Annotated in this window: 17 protein-coding genes; 9 read left to right on the plus strand and 8 right to left on the minus strand. The window is 62.7% G+C overall.

What is annotated here, in order from left to right; all coding sequences use genetic code 11:
* Positions 1-64: 64 nt before the first annotated feature.
* From frr to rlmN, 3 genes are read left to right on the plus strand one after another with little or no spacing between them, the layout of a single operon-like run.
* Complete coding sequence (gene frr, locus J5Y21_RS00865) at positions 65-622, plus strand: ribosome recycling factor (protein ID WP_210571748.1); 558 nt, start codon at positions 65-67, stop codon at positions 620-622.
* A gap of 3 nt (positions 623-625) precedes the next feature.
* A complete protein-coding gene (locus J5Y21_RS00870; protein ID WP_349236892.1) occupies positions 626-1,528 on the plus strand; it encodes a phosphatidate cytidylyltransferase in 903 nt (300 codons plus the stop codon).
* Between the two features lie 40 nt (positions 1,529-1,568).
* Entirely contained in the window at positions 1,569-2,678 is a 1,110-nt protein-coding gene (gene rlmN / locus J5Y21_RS00875; protein WP_210571750.1) for a 23S rRNA (adenine(2503)-C(2))-methyltransferase RlmN, read from the plus strand.
* A 5-nt stretch (positions 2,679-2,683) separates the two neighbouring features.
* On the opposite strand, the gene J5Y21_RS00880 is transcribed toward rlmN, so the two are convergent.
* Together J5Y21_RS00880 and J5Y21_RS00885 are read right to left on the minus strand one after the other, a co-directional pair.
* Positions 2,684-3,325 (minus strand): NAD(P)H-binding protein, encoded by a 642-nt coding sequence (locus tag J5Y21_RS00880; RefSeq protein ID WP_210571752.1) that lies wholly within the window; start codon positions 3,323-3,325, stop codon positions 2,684-2,686.
* Positions 3,322-4,257, minus strand: coding sequence for an EamA family transporter (locus J5Y21_RS00885; protein WP_210571753.1), 936 nt, complete (start codon positions 4,255-4,257; stop codon positions 3,322-3,324). The genes J5Y21_RS00880 and J5Y21_RS00885 overlap by 4 nt, the downstream gene beginning before the upstream one ends.
* Before the next feature lie 77 nt (positions 4,258-4,334).
* On the opposite strand from J5Y21_RS00885, the gene J5Y21_RS00890 reads away from it, so the two are divergent.
* On the plus strand, positions 4,335-5,213 hold the full coding sequence (locus J5Y21_RS00890; protein WP_210571757.1) for a LysR family transcriptional regulator: 879 nt from the start codon (positions 4,335-4,337) through the stop codon (positions 5,211-5,213).
* A gap of 74 nt (positions 5,214-5,287) precedes the next feature.
* On the opposite strand, the gene J5Y21_RS00895 is transcribed toward J5Y21_RS00890, so the two are convergent.
* Positions 5,288-5,818: a DUF2631 domain-containing protein gene (locus J5Y21_RS00895; protein WP_349236893.1), complete on the minus strand. Its 531-nt coding sequence runs from the start codon at positions 5,816-5,818 to the stop codon at positions 5,288-5,290.
* 160 nt (positions 5,819-5,978) lie between these two features.
* Between J5Y21_RS00895 and dxr the strand changes: the two genes are divergently transcribed.
* The 5 genes from dxr to map all read left to right on the plus strand — a co-directional run bounded on the left by dxr (position 5,979) and on the right by map (position 12,353).
* Positions 5,979-7,130: a 1-deoxy-D-xylulose-5-phosphate reductoisomerase gene (gene dxr, locus J5Y21_RS00900; protein WP_210571761.1), complete on the plus strand. Its 1,152-nt coding sequence runs from the start codon at positions 5,979-5,981 to the stop codon at positions 7,128-7,130.
* Positions 7,131-7,151: 21 nt separating this feature from the next.
* Positions 7,152-8,363 carry a M50 family metallopeptidase gene (locus J5Y21_RS00905; RefSeq protein WP_210571763.1) on the plus strand — a complete coding sequence of 404 codons (1,212 nt, stop codon included), beginning with the start codon at positions 7,152-7,154 and terminating at the stop codon, positions 8,361-8,363.
* A gap of 36 nt (positions 8,364-8,399) precedes the next feature.
* Positions 8,400-9,563, plus strand: coding sequence for a flavodoxin-dependent (E)-4-hydroxy-3-methylbut-2-enyl-diphosphate synthase (gene ispG / locus J5Y21_RS00910; RefSeq protein ID WP_210571765.1), 1,164 nt, complete (start codon positions 8,400-8,402; stop codon positions 9,561-9,563).
* Positions 9,564-9,625: 62 nt separating this feature from the next.
* Positions 9,626-11,452 (plus strand): penicillin-binding transpeptidase domain-containing protein, encoded by a 1,827-nt coding sequence (locus tag J5Y21_RS00915; protein WP_210571766.1) that lies wholly within the window; start codon positions 9,626-9,628, stop codon positions 11,450-11,452.
* Positions 11,453-11,480: 28 nt separating this feature from the next.
* The gene (gene map / locus J5Y21_RS00920) at positions 11,481-12,353 is read left to right on the plus strand and encodes a type I methionyl aminopeptidase (protein ID WP_210571768.1); all 873 of its coding nucleotides are present in this window, start codon (positions 11,481-11,483) and stop codon (positions 12,351-12,353) included.
* On the opposite strand, the gene J5Y21_RS00925 is transcribed toward map, so the two are convergent.
* The 5 genes from J5Y21_RS00925 to J5Y21_RS00945 all read right to left on the minus strand — a co-directional run bounded on the left by J5Y21_RS00925 (position 12,350) and on the right by J5Y21_RS00945 (position 17,075).
* Positions 12,350-13,444, minus strand: a complete 1,095-nt coding sequence (locus J5Y21_RS00925) for an HNH endonuclease signature motif containing protein (protein WP_210571769.1) — start codon at positions 13,442-13,444, stop codon at positions 12,350-12,352. The two genes, map and J5Y21_RS00925, sit on opposite strands and share 4 nt — an antisense overlap.
* Positions 13,445-13,609: 165 nt before the next feature.
* Positions 13,610-14,032 (minus strand): hypothetical protein, encoded by a 423-nt coding sequence (locus J5Y21_RS00930; protein ID WP_210571770.1) that lies wholly within the window; start codon positions 14,030-14,032, stop codon positions 13,610-13,612.
* A 51-nt stretch (positions 14,033-14,083) separates the two neighbouring features.
* Entirely contained in the window at positions 14,084-14,455 is a 372-nt protein-coding gene (locus J5Y21_RS00935; protein WP_210571775.1) for a hypothetical protein, read from the minus strand.
* Positions 14,456-14,676: 221 nt separating this feature from the next.
* On the minus strand, positions 14,677-16,065 hold the full coding sequence (gene mtr, locus J5Y21_RS00940; protein ID WP_210571777.1) for a mycothione reductase: 1,389 nt from the start codon (positions 16,063-16,065) through the stop codon (positions 14,677-14,679).
* Positions 16,066-16,067: 2 nt separating this feature from the next.
* Complete coding sequence (locus J5Y21_RS00945) at positions 16,068-17,075, minus strand: alpha/beta hydrolase (RefSeq protein ID WP_349236894.1); 1,008 nt, start codon at positions 17,073-17,075, stop codon at positions 16,068-16,070.
* Between the last annotated feature and the right edge of the window lie 98 nt (positions 17,076-17,173).

Here is a 17,173-nt window from a genome sequence, read left to right on the forward strand (position 1 = left end):
CATAGTGTAGGAGGAAAGCAGCGCGCTGCTAGATTGGATGGAGACAAAGCGAAAGGATGACAACATGATCGACGACGTACTTCTCGACGCAGAGGAGCGCATGACCAGCTCCGTAGACCACACCCGCAACGAACTGGTCACCATCCGAACCGGACGCGCCAACCCGGCCATGTTCAACGGCGTCATGGCTGACTTCTACGGTGCTCCCACCCCGATCAACCAGATGGCTACCGTCTCTGTTCCTGAACCGCGCATGCTCCTGATCAAGCCGTTCGACCCGTCGACCCTCGGCGAGATCGAGAACGCGATCCGCAATTCCGACCTCGGTGTCAACCCCACCGACGACGGCAACGTCATCCGCGTGACCATCCCGCAGCTCACTGAGGAGCGTCGCCGCGACCTGGTCAAGCAGGCCAAGGCGAAGGGCGAAGACGGCAAGATCGCCATCCGCAACGTCCGTCGCTCCGGCATGGACGCGCTGAAGAAGATCCAGAAGGACGGCGACGCCGGCGAGGACGAGGTCACCGCAGCCGAGAAGGAGCTGGACAAGACCACCGCCAAGTACGTCGAGCAGGTCGACGAGCTGGTTTCCCGCAAGGAAGCCGAACTCCTCGAGGTTTAAACCGTGGCCGAATCCCACTCCCGCGAACCGTTGGACGCGGTGCACTCTCGTCGCGTGCAACTGCCGCGGCCGAAGAACTCCGCCGGGCGCAATCTGCCTGCCGCGATCGCCGTGGGAGTAGGCCTTGCCGCACTTGTCCTGGTAGCCACGTACGTCGGGCCCGTCATGTGGTACCCGGTGGTGTGCACCGCTGCCGCGTTAGGCATGTGGGAGGTGCTCACACGTCTGCGCGAAAACGGCTACGGTGTCTACCGCTTCGTCGTGATTGTGCTCGGGCTGTGCATGATTGTCTCGACGTGGCAGTTCGGCTATCCCGGACTTTTAGCGACATTCACGTTGAGCGCGCTGACTATCATGTTCGCGCGTTTATTCTTCAACGGGCGGCACAGTCCGCCGCGCAACTATTTGCGCGATACAGCGGTGAGCATTTTCATCCTGGTGTGGATCGGATTGTTCGGTTCGTTCGCCGCGATGATCTCGCGTCTCGAGTCAGGGAACGTCACCGGCAGCTATTTCATCGTCACGTTCATCTTGTGCGTGGTGGCCTCTGATGTCGGGGGCTATGTGTCCGGCGTTCTGTTCGGTTCCCACCCGATGGCGCCGGCGGTCAGCCCGAAGAAGTCCTGGGAAGGATTCGCCGGCTCCGTCACCTTCGGTGCGGTCGCAGGTGTGCTCAGCGGCATTTATCTGCTCGGTAGTCCGTGGTGGGCCGGGCTGGTGTTCGGACTCGGGATCGTCGTGTGCGCCACACTCGGCGACCTGGTGGAAAGCCAGTTCAAGCGCGAGCTCGGTCTCAAGGACATGTCCGGGTTGCTGCCGGGCCACGGCGGCATGATGGACCGCATCGACGGCATTCTTCCCGCCGCAGCCGCTACGTGGCTACTGATGAATGTCGTGGTTCTCTGATTAGAAAACGGGGCTGCGACGTGCCAGAATGGGGCTCGTCATGAGTGATATTCCCAAGATCCAGTTGATCTCGCCGAAGCGCGGGATGCCGCCGAAGCACTTCGCAGACTTGAACGCGCAGGAGCGTATCGACGCCCTCGCGGACCTCGGCCTGCCCAAGTTCCGCGCCGACCAGATCGCCCGCCACTATTACGGGCGTTTCGAGGCGGACCCGTCGACCATGACGGACCTTCCCGCCGCGCAGCGCCAGGCTGTCAAGGATGCACTGTTCCCGCGGCTGCTCACTCCGGTCCGCACCGTCGAGACCGACGAGGGCGATACCACCAAGACCCTGTGGCGCCTGCACGACGGAATCCTGCTGGAGTCGGTGCTCATGCGCTACCCGGGCCGCGCAACACTGTGTATTTCTTCGCAGGCAGGCTGCGGCATGGCGTGCCCGTTCTGCGCCACGGGCCAGGGCGGTCTCGACCGCAACTTGTCCACCGCGGAGATCGTCGACCAGGTCCGCGAGGCCGCCGCGATGATGGAGGCCGAGGGCGGCCGCCTGACCAACGTGGTCTTCATGGGCATGGGCGAGCCGCTGGCGAATTACAAGCGAGTCGTGTCCGCGGTGCGCCAGATTGTCTCGCCCGCACCGGCAGGCTTCGGCATTTCGCAGCGCAACGTCACGGTCTCCACGGTGGGGCTCGCCCCAGCGATCCGCAAGCTCGCAGACGAGGGGCTCAACGTCACGCTCGCTGTGTCCCTACACACGCCGGACGACGAACTGCGCGACACGCTCGTCCCGATGAACAACCGCTTCACGGTCGAGGACGTGCTCACATCCGCGCGCTATTACGCGGATCAAACAGGTCGCCGCGTGTCCATCGAGTACGCGCTCATCCGCGACATCAACGACCACGATTTCCGCGCGGACATGCTGGGGCGCAAGCTTCACGACGCACTCGGACCCCTCGTCCACGTCAACCTCATCCCGCTGAATCCGACACCGGGTTCGAAGTGGGACGCTTCGCCGCGCGAGCGCCAGGACGAATTCGTCCGCCGCGTTATCGCCCAGGGCGTCACCTGCACGGTGCGCGACACGAAGGGCCAGGAGATCGCAGCGGCGTGTGGTCAGCTCGCAGCCGACGAGAAGCAAGCGGGGGCATAGGGTATCTACCGCGTTGGAGTCATCACAGTAAAGTGCTGATCATTTCGGGGGTCTTCCAGTTCATCGATGGCTGCGATAGCGAGATCAGGCGCGGTGATGCTGGAGATCCCGGTGGCGTCTAGCAGCAGAGTATCGGTTCCACGCTCGTAGGTGCCTGTGCGCTCCCCGTCCATGAAGAAGGCCGGCGGACTGAGGTAAGTCCAATGCGTGTACGAGTGGCTGAGGCAGGTTTCAAACTGCTGCAGGCTAGCACGGGCTATAGCTTGCCACTCCGCCGGAACGAACTGCGGGTCATCGACCACTCTCGTGTTTCTCAAGTTCGGTGACCACAAGGGAGCAGATCCCCCGATGATCAAAACACGAGTGTTGCTCTGCTGAGCTGCGTCGAGAAGACTGAGTGTCAGGTCCACGACCTGCGACTCCATACCTTGTCCGGTCCTGACAGCGCACACGCAGGCGTCTACGGGTTTGAGTACTTCCGCAAGGGATTCGGTTTCACCGATATCCAGGGCGTGTGGCCTGATTAAAGGAGTGCCAGTTGCTTTGGGGCGCCGCGAGATTGCAAGCACCTCGTGTGAGCGTGCAGCTGCTTCCTGTGCAATAGCGCTACCCGCCATTCCGGTGCTTCCAAGAACCGCTATCTTCATTTCGTTGCCTTTCTGATTTGTCCAGTGCGTCGAGGGGAGAGCTGCCCGGCCGCCATGGCGACGAGGGCAATGGCAAACCCAGTTAGTTGAATCATGTTGAATGCTTCATTCGCGATGAGGGCACCGAGAGCCGCCGCAGTCAGCGGTGAAAGTAGGCCCAGAAGTGCTGTGGGTGTTACTGATAAGCGGCGAATTCCCGAGAACCACAAGGTGTAGGACACCAGGGCGCCCGCGAGCCCAAGCCAGAGGTAACCGACTACAGCTAGCCCGTCAATCACTGGAACACCGTCCACCCACAAAGCAGGAACGACCAGCAGCAATCCCGCTGCAGTCAACTGCCATCCAGCAAATCCGACAGCACTCACCGATCTCGGCCGGCCCCATTTTTTCGTCAGAACTACGCCGAGCCCCATTGATGCCGCACTAGTCATCCCAGTCAGTACACCTATGGGATCAACCGAGGCTGCGGGCCCCAAGACCACCATGGCAATACCGACCACACCGGCTACCGCCCAAAATAGGCGCCAAATAGACAAAGCATCCTGAAGGATGACGATGGCCAGGAAAGCGACCACGATGGGTTGAACTGAGCCAAGCGTCGCCGCGACACCACCTGGCAGCCGTTGAGCAGTGATGAAAAGCAGCGGGAAAAACACCGCCATATTCAGTCCACCGAGTACAAAGCTTTTCCACCACCAATCTCCTTTGGGAAGCTGGCGAGAAACGACTAAGGCGATGAGGCCAGCGGGCAGAGTTCTCATCAGCGCAGAAAACATCGCGTGACCGTGAGGAAGCGCGTGCGTTGTGACAATGTATGTGGTGCCCCACACAACGGGCGCCGTCGCGGTCAGGAGGATCAGACCAATATCGGGCGGTTTGCTTCTGCCGAGGCCAGGGTCTGCATGGGTCTTGGATGCCGAGTTGTTAGACATGGCACCAGCATGCGATGCCTGTATCGATGAATGCAACGCATATTGTTCATATGTTTAATGAGCTAGCATCATAGATCATGGAATTGCAACATATGCGGTACGTGGTCGCAGTGGCGGAGGAGGGGAGTTTCACCCGCGCCGCCGAACGCTGTTATGTCGTTCAATCAGCGCTTAGTCACCAGATCAATGCATTGGAGCGTGAGATTGGAGTCCGGCTTTTTGCGCGTTCGTCGCGTCGAGTTGAGGTGACTGCGGCCGGGCAAGCTTTCATTGTGGCAGCTCGCGAAAGTCTCGCGGCGGCCGAACGAGCTATTGCGGGCGCGGCGGAGGCGGCGGGAACCGTTCGAGGGGAGTTGCGGATTGGAGTCATCCCGACCGTCGCCGCAGTCGACCTGCCGGAGCTGCTGGCGCGGTTTCATGCTCAGCACCCAGATGTCCGCATCTCTCTCCAGTCAGGTGGAAGCAATGAGTTCATCGCGCATATCAAGTCGGGTCGTTTACATGCGGCGTTCATGGGGCTCCCTGACAGTGAGGTGCCCGTTGAGTTAGCGCATCGGAAACTTTCGACGGAACGATTGGTTGCGGTTATTCCCGCTTCACACAGATTGGCCGGGAGAAGATCTGTGAAGCTATGCGATCTGCAGGATGAAACGTTCGTTGATTTCCCCAGTGGGTCCGCTGGGCGCGAGCAAACAGATGAAGCTTTCCGCAAAGCAGGCCTCGCTCGCACGGTGGGTTTCGAGGCAATGAGTGTCGAGCATTTCAGCGGTTTCATTCAGCAGGGACTAGGGGTGGCTTTATTGTCTTCCCGTGTCGTGCCCGAAGCTGCATCGATCAAACAGGTCACAGTGACAGACGGGCCGCAAAGAAGCGAGTATCTGGCTTGGGATGACTTCAACCCGAGTCCAGCGACGACCGCGTTTGTGCGTTTAGTTGAGTCACTCGTAGCAGGGTAGTTAAGAAAAGCAATGAAAAACACCCAGCCCAAGGGGGTCTGGGTGTAAAGGCAGCTGCTATTTGAAGCGCAGAGCTACTTGTCCTCGACGTGCAGGGTTTCGCGGCGGTTCGGGATCTCCGGTGCGGCGATGACTTCGTCGAAGGCGGCGCCGGTGTGAGTGGAGTGGCCTGCGCCCACGGCGGTGCGCTGGCCGGCCGGAGCCTGCTGGCGAACCGTTGCCGGGTCGATGTTGAGGGCGCGCAGCTGGCTGTCGGTCAGCTCGGCGTAGCGGCCGGTCAGCGTGTGCTGCTCATGGGTCCAGTTCGGCTCGACGTGACCCTCCGGCTTGTTGTGGGCGGTGAGGGTGCGGACCTGGGAGAGCTCCGGACGCAGGGCGAACAGGATCAGACCGATCGCGATCAGCGCTGCGATGGAGATCAACCAGATCGTCTCGACGTGGCCGCGGTGGTTACCGAAGTTGTAGCCGAGGAGGAACAGCACAGAAATCCAGCCGGCAATCTGAATGGTCTTCGGCGTCAGCTCGCTCCAGCCGAGCTTTGCCGACGGGACGTCGGCCTCGGAAACACCGTTGTACACCTGGGGTGCATCGTCCTTAGCGCTCACAGCACACTCCTTGCGTGAAATCAGTTCTTGTCCATTATATTGGCACACCGCTTGCACCCGCCGCGATTCATCCCCCCGAAAGTCGCCTGAAAGTCCGGGTGCGGCAAACGTTTGTTTGACCCCGCCATGAAGCCCGTGCGGTGTGTGTGAGAATAGAGCGGTGCGAAAAGTTCTCATCTTGGGGTCCACTGGGTCAATCGGTACGCAGGCGTTGGAGGTCATCGCTGCGGCGCCGGAGCAATTCGAGGTCGTCGGCATCGCTGCCGGGGGTTCGGACCCGCAGGCTGTCATTGCCCAGGCGAAGAGGTGGGGGCTGAAGGGGGATCAGGTGGGCGTCGCTAAGCAATCTGCGTCTGCTGTTGTCGCGGAAGCCCTCGGTGAGCCTGTGCGCGCGGGCGAGCACGCGGCGGAGGAGCTCGTGCGCGACATCGATGCGGACGTGGTGCTCAACGCGCTCGTCGGCTCGCTCGGCCTCGCGTCGACGCTGGCCACGCTCGACCGCGGCGCCGTGCTCGCCCTCGCGAATAAGGAATCCCTCGTTGCCGGCGGCGACTTGGTCACCGCGAAAGGCGGCGACATCGTGCCCGTCGACTCCGAGCACTCCGCGATGGCGCAATGTTTGCGTGCGGGGCGCGCTGAGGACGTCGACCGCTACGTGCTCACCGCGTCCGGCGGGCCGTTCCGCGGCTGGACCCGTGAGCAAATGTGGGACGTCACCCCCGCGCAAGCCGCCGCGCACCCGACGTGGTCGATGGGGCAGATGAACACGCTGAACTCCGCGACGATGATCAACAAAGGCCTCGAACTCATCGAAGCGACCCTGCTGTTCGGCATCTCCCCGGACATCATCGACGTCGTCGTGCACCCGCAGTCGATCGTGCACTCGATGGTGACGTTCAACGACGGCGCCACGATCGCGCAAGCCTCGCCGCCGTCGATGAAGATGCCGATCGCGCACGCGCTCGCGTGGCCTGGGCGTGTTGCGGGCGCGCAGCCGGCGCTCGACTTCCGCGAAGCCATGGATTGGCGCTTCGAGCCGCTCGACGAGTCGGCGTTTCCCGCGGTGCGTCTCGCGCGCGAGGTCGCGGCGGCGCGCGGCACCTACCCGGCGGTGTACAACGCGGCCAACGAGGAAGCCGCGGCGGCGTTCCTCGCGGGACGGATCCGCTTCCCACAGATCGTGGACATCGTGGCTGAGGTGCTCGATTCGGCGTCCTCGTACGCAGTGGTACCGTCTTCCTTCGACGAAATCGTGGGCGTCGAAACCCAGGCCCGGCAGCGTGCCAATTCGCTTATCGACGCCACCTCCTAACCCCAGGAAGGCCACACCCCCATGGGAGCATTTGTATTAGGCATCGTGCTCTTCGCCGTGTGCATCGCTTTGTCGATCGCGCTGCATGAGGCCGGGCATATGCTCACCGCGAAGGCGTTCGGAATGCGCGTGCGGCGGTTTTTCCTGGGCTTCGGCCCGACGCTTGCGTCCACGAAAAAAGGCGAGACTGAATACGGCATTGCGGCCCTGCCATTCGGCGGCTTCTGCGACATCGCCGGCATGACCGCGATGGACGATTTGAGCGCCGAGGAAGAGCCCCATGCCATGTACCGCAAGCCGTGGTGGCAGCGCGTGGCGGTGATGAGCGGCGGCATCGTGATGAACCTGCTGCTCGGTTTCATGGTCATCTACCTGTTGGCCGTGAGCTCCGGGATCCCGAACCCGTACGCCGACCGCACTCCGACTGTCGGGGAGCTGACCTGTACCTCCGACCAGGTCGACGAGACGAACGTCGCGGACTGCACCGGTGACGGTCCTGCCGCTGCGGCGGGGGTGCGCGCAGGCGACCGTCTTCTCACCGTCGACGGGGAGGAGCTGGAGTCGTTCGTTCAGCTACGTGACTACGTTCTCGCCCGTCCCGGCGACACCGTTGTCCTTGGCGTGGAGCGTGGCGCGGAGAGTCTCGATATTCCGGTCGAGCTAGACGAAGTCGTCCGCTTCGGCGCTGACGGCCAGCCGTTCACCGCGGGTGCGATCGGCATGGGGAACGCACCGGTTGCCGACGCCATGAAGCGCTTCGGGCCGGTCGAAGCAGTGCCGGCGGCGGGGCGTTTGTCGGGGGAGATGATCTCGGCGAGCGTCAAAGGTTTGGCGGCGTTTCCGGGCAAAATCCCAGGCGTGGTCTCCGCGATTTTCGGCGGCGAGCGCGATGCCGAAGGCCCAATCAGCGTCGTCGGCGCATCCCGCGCGGGCGGCGAACTGGCGGAGCGCAACCAGTGGGCGATCTTCTTCTCGCTGCTGGCCTCCCTGAACTTCTTCCTGGCGCTGTTCAATCTCGTTCCGCTTCCGCCTCTGGACGGTGGTCACATCGCCGTTGTCCTCTACGAAGCCGTCCGGGACCGGATCCGCCGGCTGCGTGGCCTACCGCCGGGCGGACCCGTGAATTACGAGAAGCTCATGCCGCTGACCTACGCCATGGCGGCGCTACTGCTGGGGGTGGGCGTGCTCGTGATCATCGCGGACGTGACTAATCCGGTCCGATTGTTCGGGTAGCGCGCGTGGTTTGCGTGCGGTGTTAATCTTGGGGCTATGAATCAACCTATCGGTTTGGGCATTCCGGAAGGGCCGCCGCCGACGCTGGCCCCGCGTCGTAAAACCCGCCAGCTGTTCGTCGGTGACGTTGGAGTCGGGTCCGATCACCCGATCTCTGTGCAGTCGATGACAACGACGAAGACGCACGACATCAACGCCACCTTGCAGCAGATCGCGCAGTTGACGGCGACGGGCTGCGATATCGTGCGCGTGGCGTGCCCGAAGACGGTGGATGCGGAGGCGCTGCCGGCGATCGCGAAGAAGTCGCCGATTCCGGTGATCGCGGACATTCACTTCCAGCCGAAGTACATTTTCGCGGCGATCGACGCCGGCTGCGCTGCCGTGCGCGTCAACCCGGGCAATATCAAGGAATTCGACGGCCGCGTCAAGGAGGTCGCGAAGGCAGCGGGAGATGCGGGCATCCCGATCCGCATCGGCGTCAACGGCGGCTCCCTGGATAAGCGCCTGCTGGAGAAGTACGGCAAGGCGACTCCGGAGGCACTCGTCGAGTCCGCGATCTGGGAGGCCGGCCTGTTCGAGGAGCACGGCTTCGGCGATATCGCGATCTCGGTGAAGCACTCCGACCCGGTGCTGATGGTCGAGGCGTACCGCCAGCTCGCCGCGAAGACGGACTACCCGCTGCACCTCGGCGTGACGGAGGCGGGCCCGAAGTTCATGGGCACGATCAAGTCGTCGGTCGCGTTCGGTGCGCTGCTCGCTGAGGGCATCGGCGACACCATCCGCGTGTCCCTGTCCGCGGACCCGGTAGAGGAGATCAAGGTCGGCGACCAGATCCTCCAATCGCTGAATTTGCGTCCGCGCAAGCTGGAGATTGTTTCCTGCCCGTCGTGCGGTCGCGCTCAGGTGGACGTGTACAAGCTCGCGGAGGAAGTCACCGCGGGCCTGGAGGGCATGGAGTACCCGCTGCGCGTCGCGGTGATGGGCTGCGTCGTCAATGGTCCGGGTGAGGCGCGCGACGCTGACCTCGGTGTGGCGTCGGGCAACGGCAAGGGCCAGATCTTCGTCAAGGGCGAGGTCGTGGAGACCGTCCCGGAGTCGAAGATCGTGGAGACGCTCATCGCACACGCGGAGCGCATCGCAGAAGAGGAAGGCCTCGAGGAGATCGAGGGTGCTCGCGCGGAGGTCAAGGTTACAAAGTAGAACGGGCGGGTTCTGAGAGTGGCAGCGTCGATAAGCATGTCGGCGCTGCTATTTTTACGGCCATGAAATCCAGGCTTTCGGTGCTGCTCATGGTCGTCGCGGTCGCGTTGGGCGCTGTGGCGTGCACGCCGAAGCCGAATCCCGCGGAGCCCGTCGCGGAGGAGTTCTTGGACGCGTTGGCGCGCTTCGATTACGAGCACATCAGCACGCTTATCGACGACCCTTCCACCGCCTCCGATTCCCTGTCTTCTTCCATTGGAGGCATGCAGGCAGAAGCGGTGACGGCGACTCTGAATTCGGTCGACCAGCAGGAAAACCTGGCCACCGCGCACTACACACTGGACTGGGCGCTGCCGCGCGACCGCCATGTGCGCTACGACGCGTCGATGACCTTGACGCAGCAGAACGAGGATTGGACGGTGCGGTGGCAGCCGTCGATTCTGCACCCGCGGCTGGGCGCGAACCAGCACTTGGAGTTGCGGACGGTGCCAGCGGATCAGGCGAGTGTCGTGTCGTCGGACGGTGTCGCGCTGCTGAGCCCGGGGGTTGCGTACCGCCTGCTCGTGGACACGAATGCGGTGGGGGACAAGGCGAATACAGCTGCATCGATCGCGAATGCGCTCGGCGCCGCGCACGAGCAGGATCCGTCGGTGCCGACGCGTGATGCGGGAGAGCTAGAAAAACAGCTTGACGACGCCACCGGTGTCTTCTCCGTCGCCATGATTCCCCAAGGAGCCCGCGAATCCGTCGAAGGAGCCGTCGGGGGATTGAAGGGCGTGCGCCTCAACGAGGAAGCCTCCATGGTCGCTGACGATCCGCACTTCGCGCCCGACATCATGGCGCGCATCGGCGAGGAGGTCCGCACTGATCTTGAAGGCGATGCCGGTTGGAAGATCGCCATCGTCAACGAGAACGGCAACGAGCTCGAAGACATCGAGCGCCACGACGCCACCCCGTCGCCGTCCATCACCGTCAGTCTCTCCCACAAGGTGCAGACCGCTGCTGAGAAGGCCCTCGAACCCATCAACGGGCAGAAAGCCATGATCGTGGCAATCCGGCCGTCGAGCGGCGAGATTCTCGCAGTCGCCCAGACCAAAGCCGCGGATGAAGACGGCAACACAGCCATGATGGGGCAGTACCCGCCGGGGTCGACGTTCAAGATTTTGACGGCGTTCGCGGGCGTCGATAAGCAAGGCCTTTCTTCTGAAGCGATCGTGCCGTGCCCTGGAACCATGGATATCTACGGCCGAACCGTGACCAACTACGCGGGCTTCGGCATGGGAAGCGTCCCACTCGAAACCGCCTTCGCGCGGTCGTGCAACACCACCTTCGCCGACATCTCGACGAAACTCGCCCCGGGTGAATTGAAGGACGTGGGCAAGCAATTCGGCCTCGGCGTCGACTACGAGATTGCCGGCCTCGACTCTTTGACCGGATCCATCCCCGACGGGGAAGAACCTCTCGACCGCACCGAAGCCGGCTACGGCCAGGGCCTCGACTTGGCGAGCCCCTTTGGGATGGCCCTGGTGTCGGCTACCGCCGCGAACGGATCCACCCCGATGCCGTATCTCATCTCCGGACGTGAGACGAAGCCCAGCGAAGAAATTCCCGCTCCCAACCCCCACGCGATCGAGGAGCTGCGCGGCATGATGAAAGCCGTCACCAGTCCCGGCGGTACCGCCTCCGGCTTCGGCGCCGGCGGCGACATCCGCGGCAAGACCGGTGAAGCGGAGATCAACGGAGGCTCCCACTCCTGGTTCACCGGATACCGCGACGACGATATCGCCTTTGCAACCCTCATCGTCCTCGGCGGGGGATCCGAGGCTGCTGTCGCCGTCACCGACACAATGCTGCGGAATATCGACGAGGCCGGTGCCCCGAAGCAATAGCCCGGAACCGGGGACTAGCATGGTCCGCATGAACACTCGCGGAAAACTGACCCCCGGCAAGCCCACTCCGATTCGCACCGTGCCCGATAGCATCGAGCGTCCCGAATACGCGTGGAAGGACGAGGTCCAGGAGAATGTCGGTGAGCCGCTGATTCAGACGGCGGAGACCATCGAGAAGATGCGTGAGGCATCCCGGATCGCCGCGAATGCTCTTGAGGCTGCCGGCGCCGCTGTCGCCCCCGGCGTGACCACCGACGAGATCGACCGCATCGCCCACGAGTACATGCTCGACCACGGTGCCTACCCGTCGACGCTGGGGTACCGCGGCTTTGAGAAGTCCTGCTGCACCTCGCTCAACGAGATCGTCTGCCACGGAATCCCCGACACCACCGTCATCCAGGACGGCGATATCTGCAATATCGACGTCACCGCCTACAAGAACGGCGTCCACGGCGACACCAACGCGACCTTCCTCGCCGGCGACGTCGCAGAAGAGAACCGCCTGCTTGTCGAGCGCACCAAGGAAGCGACCATGCGCGGCATCCGCGCTGCCAAGCCCGGCCGCCAAATCAACGTGATCGGCCGCGTGATCGAGTCTTATGCGAAGCGCTTCGGGTACAACGTCGTCACCGACTTCACCGGTCACGGCGTGGGAACGACCTTCCACAACGGGCTCGTCGTCCTGCACTACGACTCCGACGCCTACACCGACATTCTCGAGCCCGGTATGACGCTCACCGTCGAGCCGATGATCAATATCGGGTCCCTCGACTACGACATCTGGGACGACGGCTGGACCGTCCAGAACCGCGACGGTGAATACACCGCGCAATTCGAGCACACCATTGTCATCACCGCCGACGGCAACGAGATCCTCACCATCCCAGATTCCGAACGCTAATCTCCGAACAGGAGAGTCATCGCGCCGAACGGGTGGACTTTATTGTCCACCGTGAATCCCCGCGGGGACTGCCAGACAGGTCTGCCCCTGATATTCACGATGCTGCCGCGGTGACGATTCCTCGGATCATCGTCATTAGTGCGGTTGTGGTACCTGCACAGCGGCGCCAGGTTCGACATATTCGTTTGACCGCCGCGTGACCACGCCGTGATGTGGTGGACTTCGCAGTTGTCGGAGGCATGGCGGCAGTCGGGGACAGGGCACGTCGATAAGCTTGCTCGGGCGAGGTCACGCTGTTTCTTGTTAGCGAAACGGCTCGTGCGGTACAGATTCACGGCACCTTCCTGCGGGTGGAACATGGCGACCTCGAGGTCGGGGCCGTGATACTTGGCCAGGTAATCCGCCCCCGTGATCGTCGTGCCGTCGCTGAGCCCGAGGATGGTCTCGTCGCCATCGCCGTTGATGATGTCGAGGTAGTCCGGAAGCGGGATCAGCACCAGCGGACGCGGCACAGCCGGCGCGACGGACGGTGTCGTCTCCGTCTCGGCGTCGGGCCGCAAGCCGAGCATGGCCATGAGCGTCTCGAGCATCTGCGGGCCCGCTGGTCCGTCTGACGAGATACGCTTCCGCAACGCGTATTCCAGCGCCGCCATGTCCTTCTCGGTGCCCATCGCGGTGAGTGGACGCATGCCATCGCGCGTTTTACCGAAGCCCATCGTCTTCTTAGGCTTCGGCTTCTCCTTCTCGGGGACGATCTCCGCTGCCTTGCGCTTCAGAGTGTCGCAGCGGCCCCGGATGCCCAACAGTTTTAGCCGCAGCTGCCACTTCTCGCGTTCGTCGGTGATGTGTTTGATGCGCGATTCAATGGCCCAGAGCTTGTCCGCCGTGAACTCCGCCGACCGAGCGGCGTGCGCGGCGTGCCGTTGCTGGCGCGTCCACTTCGTCGGAGCCAGGTACACGTTGTGGATCGTTTCCCATTGTTTCACCGTCGACCGGTCGAGCCCCGCGTCGAGAGCTTCCTGGGCATCGAAGTGCTCCAGGAAGTCGAGCGGGGCTTTCAGCGCCCCGAGCATCGCGGTGAATTGGTTCATGGTTTTCAACCTAGACACAGCCATGGGCGCTGCGAAAGAGCATGTCTACTGAAGTGCGCAGCCGCGGGGGTGGAAGCGGGGGTAGCGCTAAAGAACGTAACAAAAAAGACCGCCCGAAGGCGGTCTTTTCAAAGATCTAGTAGTTGGCCGTGACGGCCGACGGAACTAGAACGGCAGCTTCACGTTGAACGGAATCTGCGGCAGCAGGCCCTCGTGGAGAGCGGCGTTGCCAGCTGCGATGACGATGCCCAGGCCTGCAGCCAGAGCAGCCCAGTTCACAGCGTCGCGCCAGATGAGAGCCCACTGCGCATTCTCGCCGTCCTGGACTTCCTTGCCCCAGACGTTGTCGATGTCAACATCCTTGTCGCCTCCGGTGATGTCACCGACAGCGGAGGAGCCGCCCTTGAAAAGAGCACCGAGGACGTCGCCGAAGGAGGCATCGCCCTCACGCTTGGAGGAACCGGAGGTGAAGGTGGAGGAGCCGCCGGTGGTGGTGCCGGTCTGCTCGGCGGAAGCGACAGCGGTGCCGCCGAAGGCGACAGCGGTAGCGGTAGCGGCTGCGAGTGCTGCGTTACGGAACTTACGCATTATATTTCCCTACTTTCTTGAAGATGTGGAGTATCTGGTGTTCGAACGCAGTTACTTAGCGAACGGGCCGAACTTGACGAAGTTGTAAGCCGGTGCGATCAGGAAGGTCAGGCCTGCGAAGACGCCCAGGGCGATGGAGAGGCCGCGCAGGGTCTCAGCGATCTCCGGGTTCTTTTCCGGGTTGCGCTCTTTGCCCCAGAGGTCACGACCGTTGACCTCGGAATTGCCGTGGTCGTTGCCCAGGGAGCCACCGAGGGCGGTCTGCCAGGAGCGACCCTCGGAGTTGCCGCTGTTGCCGTTCTCCTGGGAGCCGGTTGCGGTGGTGTCCTGGTCTGCCTCAGCTGCGGTTGCGACGGTGGTGCCACCGAAAGTCAGGGCCACTGCGGTGGCACCAGCGATGGCTGCGTTGCGGAAGTTACGCATATTCACTGTTCCTTTTCAACTAGTTTGGTTCGGAGAACGGGTCTTCATTCAAATCTCCGTTCGCTTCCGGAGGTAGTGTAGCGCACCTCATTGTCCTTTGCAGTTCCCGGCAATGTCTTTTCAAGAAAATCTTGTTTCCTGCCGTGAACCTGTGAATGAGGGCTGCATTTTGTTCATTGTTAGCTGCGCAGATTTCGTTACAGCAGCAACTGTGTTTTGTGTCACACTGTGGGAAATTCGAGGTCGAGGCCGAGGATCGCGTTCTCGGTGACTTCGGGTAGAGCAGGGTGGATCCAGTACTGCTTGCGCGCGACGTCGCGGAGGTCGAGGTCGAATGCCATGACGGTGATGAGCTGCTGGATCAGGGTGGATGCCTGTGGGCCCATGTAGTGGGCGCCGAGGAGTCGGCCGGTCTGCTTGTCGGCGACGAGTTTGACCACGCTGTCCTGGTCCTCGAGGGCCCATCCGTATGCGACATCGCCGTAGTTCTGGATCTTGGTGGTCGCATCAAAACCGGCGTCGCGTGCTTCAGCTTCGGTCATGCCGACTGTTGCGAGCTGGGGGTAGGTGAACACAGCGGAGGGGACGTGCTCATGGGGCATCGGCACCATGTCTTGGGGGTTCAAGATGTTGTGGCGCACGGCGCGCAGCTCGGCGTTGGCGACGTGCTTGAGCATGTGGGGGGAAGAGACATCGCCCAGCGCCCAGACACCGTCGGCAGTCGTGCGGCCATGCTTATCGACGACCACCCGTCCCCGCTCATCCATCTCCACGCCCCCGGCTGACAGGTTCATTTGGTCGCCATTGGGGATGCGCCCGGTGGCGACGAGGAGGGCAGAGGAGGTGATGGCGGTGCCGTCGTCAAGCGTGAGCGTGACGCTGTTGTCGTCGTGGCTGGCGCTGGAAACCGTGCGCCCGATGTGCGTTTCGTAGCGGGGTGCGGCGAGCGCGTTGAAGCGGTCGTGGATGTCGGCGTCGAGGTGGCGCATGAGCGGGGAGCGGTTCACGATGCGCACGTGGGTGCCCAACGATTGGAAGACGTGCGCGAATTCCATCGCGATGAATCCGCCGCCGAGAATCGTGATGGATTCGGGCTGTTCCGGCAGACGCATGACGTCCTCGTTGGTGAGGTACGGAACGCCGGAATCGGCGATGACGGGCGGAATGAATGGCCGGGAGCCGGCGGCGATGACGATGCTGTCGCCGGTGATCTCCACATCCTTACCGTCAAGAGTCGTTGAGAGGGTTTTGGGGCCGGTGAACTGGGCGTGGCCGTCGAAAAGCGTGATGTTGGGGCACTCGTCGCCGCGACGGTACTCCTCGCCGCCGCGCGAGATGAGGTCGATGCGGTTCGCGAAAACGCGGTCGACGATCGCGGGCCAGTCGGCGTCCTCGAATGTCGTGTGGATGCCTAGGCGCTCCGAATTTGCGGCCGCGCGTGCAGTGTCTGCGGCGACGACGTACATCTTGGTCGGGATGCAGCCGTTGTTGAGGCACGTGCCGCCAAACCGCGGGGCCTTATCGATGATGGCGATGGAAGCGTCGTCGAATTCCGGGGTGGGGAACGAGTTGCCGGAGCCGGAGCCGATGATGATGTAGTCGAAGTGCATGGTTAATTCTCCTCGTTGTCGAGCTCAGCGAGCCACGTGTCGGCGGCGTTGAAGGCGAGCTGGCGTGGGTGTGGCTGGGATAAGAAGACGTCGTGAAGCGCGCCCGGAATCGGCCGGGTCTCGTGCGCGGCGGTGGTCAGCTTCGGCGCCCAGCGTTGGATTTGCGCGACGTCGAGGACGGTGTCGGCATTGTCCGCGGCGGGGGAGTACGGCTTGCCCAAATACGAGTGGGTCGAGCACATCGTGAGCGTGGGCACGCCAGCGTCCGTGTCGCTTTGGAGCTGTTCTTGACCGCGCAGGACAGCGCCGAGCCATCCCATGTATTTGTCGTGGCCCCCGAGTCGCTTTTTCTCGGTGTCGAAGTCCCACGAACCGTTGCGCTCCTTATATATGGAGTCGCCGTACGTCGTCTCGCCCGAAATCGGCAACTTCAAGTTCGGCGCGAGTTTCCCACCAAGCTTGACGACGGGGCGCAGCACCCTCAACTGCCACCCCGGCACCTGCATGTCCACCCACGGGCTATTGAGGATCATGCCTTTGACGAGTGCGTGGGTGTCTTTGTCCGTCCGACGGAGGTGATCCAGCCACAGGGGCACGATGAGTCCTCCCGTCGAGTGCGCGAGCGGAATGACTCCGCCGTGCTTTTCTGCGATGAGCTTCGCTGCTTCGGTGAGCTCGTCGAAATAGGCGGCCATGTCGTTGGTGTGGTGCCAGCGCTGGCCGTCACAGTGCGCGCGGCCGCACTTGTGCAGATCGATCGCGTAGAACGGGTAGCCCTGTTCCGTGAAATGGTCCGCGACGTGCGTCTGGAAAAAGTAGTCGGACATGCCGTGCACCCACAGCAGCGCGGGCTTGTCCGTTTGGGCCTCGCGTGCTTTCACCAGCACCGCGACGTTGTCTCCTTCGCCCTCCGGGTCCGCGCCGAGGTGGAGTGTTGCGCGTTGATAATTGTCGCCGAGTTCGTCGGCGGACCAGTCCAGAGAGTCGATTTTCGGGGCTTCGTGATTCATGGCCCTCATCTTAGGTTCAGATTCAGGGGGTGGGCCATGTCCGGCGATCTGCGGGGCCGCGACGCACCGTTTGTGGTTTTCGGGGGTGAGTTCCCGCC

The sequence above is a fragment of the Corynebacterium sp. Marseille-P3884 genome (assembly GCF_017942225.1).
Taxonomy (GTDB): domain Bacteria; phylum Actinomycetota; class Actinomycetes; order Mycobacteriales; family Mycobacteriaceae; genus Corynebacterium.